Raw genomic sequence first — 3,252 nt, 5'->3', positions numbered from 1 at the left:
CCGCGCCTTGCGAATACATCCTGTTTTGCAGTTGACGGCATTTCGGCCGAAACAGCACTGATCGCCTTCGACCTGGAAAGCGTATCCGTGTCATCAGGTTCGGCGTGTTCCTCTGGAAAAGTTTCGGTCTCTCATGTTCTGACGGCCATGGGATGGCGCGAAGAGGTTGCCCGCGGAGCCATTCGGGTGAGCCTTGGGTGGGATACGCAAGACGCGCAGATAGACAGGTTCTTGGAGGTTTGGCCGAACATCGTTGACCGGTTGAACCCCGCAGCCCGCAACCGGGCTGCATGACAAGCGGTTAAGGCCGCGCACAGTTTGCAGCACCGGGTTCCAGACGGTGCCGTTTGAAGAAATGAAAACCACGGTCGGGGCTTTGAACCCCGAATAGATGGAGAGTGACGACATGCCAGCCGTGCAGGAAACCATCGATCAGGTGAAAGCCATCGATGTTGACCAGTATAAATATGGCTTTGTAACCGACATCGAATCGGAAAAGGGCGCAAAGGGCCTGTCCGAGGAGACCGTCCGGTTCCTGTCTGCCAAGAAAAACGAACCGGAATGGATGACGGAGTGGCGTCTTGACGCCCTGCGCCGGTTCAAGCAGATGGACGAGCCGGGCTGGGCGCGGGTGTCCTACCCGAAGATCGATTTCGACGACCTGTACTATTGGGCGGCGCCGAAGTCCGTTGAAGGCCCGAAAAGCCTCGACGAAGTCGATCCCGAGTTGCTGGCAACCTACGAAAAGCTCGGCATCCCGCTGCGCGAGCAGGAAATTCTGGCAGGCGTTGCACCTGAAAACCGGGTTGCGGTCGATGCGGTGTTCGATTCGGTGTCGGTCGTCACCACCTTCAAGGAAGAACTGAAGAAGGCCGGCGTCATCTTCTGTTCGATCTCCGAAGCGCTGCGCGAGTACCCGGATCTGGTCAAGAAGTATCTCGGCTCCGTCGTGCCCGTGACGGACAACTACTATGCCACGCTGAACTCCGCGGTCTTCTCGGACGGGTCCTTCGTCTACATTCCCGAAGGCGTGCGCTGCCCGATGGAGCTGTCGACATACTTCCGGATCAACGAACAGAACACCGGTCAGTTCGAACGCACGCTGATCATCGCCGACAAGGGCTCTTACGTGTCCTATCTGGAAGGCTGCACGGCGCCGCAGCGCGATGAAAACCAGCTGCACGCCGCCGTGGTCGAACTGGTTGCCCTTGATGATGCTGAAATCAAGTACTCGACCGTTCAGAACTGGTTCCCAGGTGACAAGGACGGCAAGGGCGGCATTTACAATTTCGTGACCAAGCGCGGCGACTGCCGGGGCAAGAACTCCAAGATCTCCTGGACCCAGGTGGAAACCGGTTCGGCGATCACCTGGAAGTACCCGTCCTGCATCCTGCGCGGCGACAATTCCCGTGGCGAGTTCTATTCGATTGCCGTGTCCAACGGCTATCAGCAGATCGACAGCGGCACCAAGATGATCCATCTGGGCAAGAACACGTCCAGCCGGGTGATTTCAAAGGGTATTTCGGCGGGCAAGTCCGAAAACACTTACCGCGGTCTGATCTCGGCACACCGCAAGGCGTCGAATGCCCGCAATTTCACCCAGTGTGACTCGCTGCTGATCGGTCAGGACTGCGGTGCACACACGGTGCCCTACATCGAGAGCAAGAACGCGACGGCCCAGTTCGAGCATGAGGCGACCACCTCCAAGATCTCGGATGACCAGATGTTCTATTGCCTGCAGCGCGGCATGAACGAGGAGGAAGCGGTGGCCCTGATCGTCAACGGCTTCGTCAAGGATGTCATCCAGCAGCTGCCGATGGAGTTTGCCGTCGAGGCCCAGAAGCTGATCTCGATCAGCCTCGAAGGCTCTGTGGGCTAACCAATCGATTTGGAAACAGCGCGCGGTTTTGAAGTGAACAGCACCAGCAGAGGGTGAAACCATGAATGAAAAGGTTGAAATCTGCTCCTTGGACATTTGCGCGCTGTTCGCGGTGATTTTCGTTGGATGAAGCCGGACGTGGCGGCGCTCAGGGCCGCACGCATCGAAAGCTATCCCGGTTCATCGATTGAGTTGCCGCACTGAACTCACAAATGGGCTGAAGCCCGGACTGAAGACAATTTCCTCAAAGAGGACGAAACATGCTTGAGATCAAAAACCTGCACGCCCGTATCGCGGAAGACGAAACCGAAATCCTGCGCGGCATCGACCTGAAGGTCAATCCGGGCGAAGTGCATGCGATCATGGGCCCGAACGGATCGGGCAAGTCGACCCTGTCCTATATCCTGGCGAGCAAGGACGATTACGAAATCACCGAGGGCGAGATCCTGTTCAACGGCGAAAATCTCCTCGAGATGGAGCCGGACGAGCGCGCTGCTGCGGGCGTGTTCCTGGCGTTCCAGTACCCGATTGAAATCCCCGGTGTCGCGACCATGGAATTCCTGAAAACGGCGCTCAACGCGCAGCGCAAGGCGCGTGGCGAAGACCCGTTGTCGATCCCGGATTTCATGAAGCTGGTCAAGTCCAAGGCAGCGGATCTGAATGTCACCATGGACATGCTGAAGCGCCCCTTGAATGTCGGCTTCTCCGGCGGTGAAAAGAAGCGCTCGGAAATCCTGCAGATGGCGCTGCTCGAGCCGAAACTCTGCGTCCTCGACGAAACCGATTCCGGTCTTGATATCGATGCCTTGCGCATTGTGTCGGAAGGCGTCAACAAGCTGCGCTCACCGGAACGGTCCATGGTGGTAATCACCCACTATCAGCGTTTGCTCGACCACATCGTGCCGGACGTCGTCCACGTTCTGTCCAAGGGCCGGATCGTCAAGACCGGTGGCAAGGATCTGGCGCTCGAGCTGGAGAAAAACGGTTACGCAGATTTCATCGAGGCGGCCTGAGGGGCGGGAGACAGCGACCATGAACGCCAGTATGCCAATCAAACATACCCAGGCCGAAGCCGATCTGATCGAGCGCTTCGATGCGTCATCAGACAGGCTTCCGGGTTCGGCGCTCTCCGGGCTCCGGTCGGCAGCCGTCGACCGGATCCGTGAAAGCGGTCTGCCGCACCGCCGGGTGGAAGAGTACAAATACACCGACCTCAGGGCCTTCATGAAATCCGCCGCTCCGCTTGCCGGAGCCGCGGACCTGAATGCCGTCAACGCGATCCTTGATGCCCGGCAAAGCTACGGGGACCTCGATCGCTATCTCATTGTGATTGCTAACGGCCAATACATGGCCGATGTCAGCGATGCATCTGC

Annotated in this window: 3 protein-coding genes and 1 pseudogene; all 4 read left to right on the top strand. The window is 58.1% G+C overall.

Going from position 1 to position 3,252, the window contains the following annotated elements; genetic code table 11:
* On the top strand, nt 1–294 hold a 294-nt coding region (locus tag E1297_RS49045; RefSeq protein WP_244327618.1), incomplete at its 5' end, for an aminotransferase class V-fold PLP-dependent enzyme.
* Between the two features lie 112 nt (nt 295–406).
* Nucleotides 407–1,879 (top strand): Fe-S cluster assembly protein SufB, encoded by a 1,473-nt coding sequence (gene sufB / locus E1297_RS03385; protein ID WP_155133874.1) that lies wholly within the window; start codon nt 407–409, stop codon nt 1,877–1,879.
* 260 nt (nt 1,880–2,139) lie between these two features.
* Nucleotides 2,140–2,892, top strand: a complete 753-nt coding sequence (gene sufC / locus E1297_RS03380; protein ID WP_155133871.1) for a Fe-S cluster assembly ATPase SufC — start codon at nt 2,140–2,142, stop codon at nt 2,890–2,892.
* A 19-nt stretch (nt 2,893–2,911) separates the two neighbouring features.
* A pseudogene (locus E1297_RS03375) lies at nt 2,912–3,252 on the top strand (Fe-S cluster assembly protein SufD); the annotation flags it as partial.

The organism is Roseibium sp. RKSG952, assembly GCF_009711355.1.
Note: the sequence above shows the minus strand (reverse complement) of the source record. Positions and strands in the feature narration are given on the sequence as shown.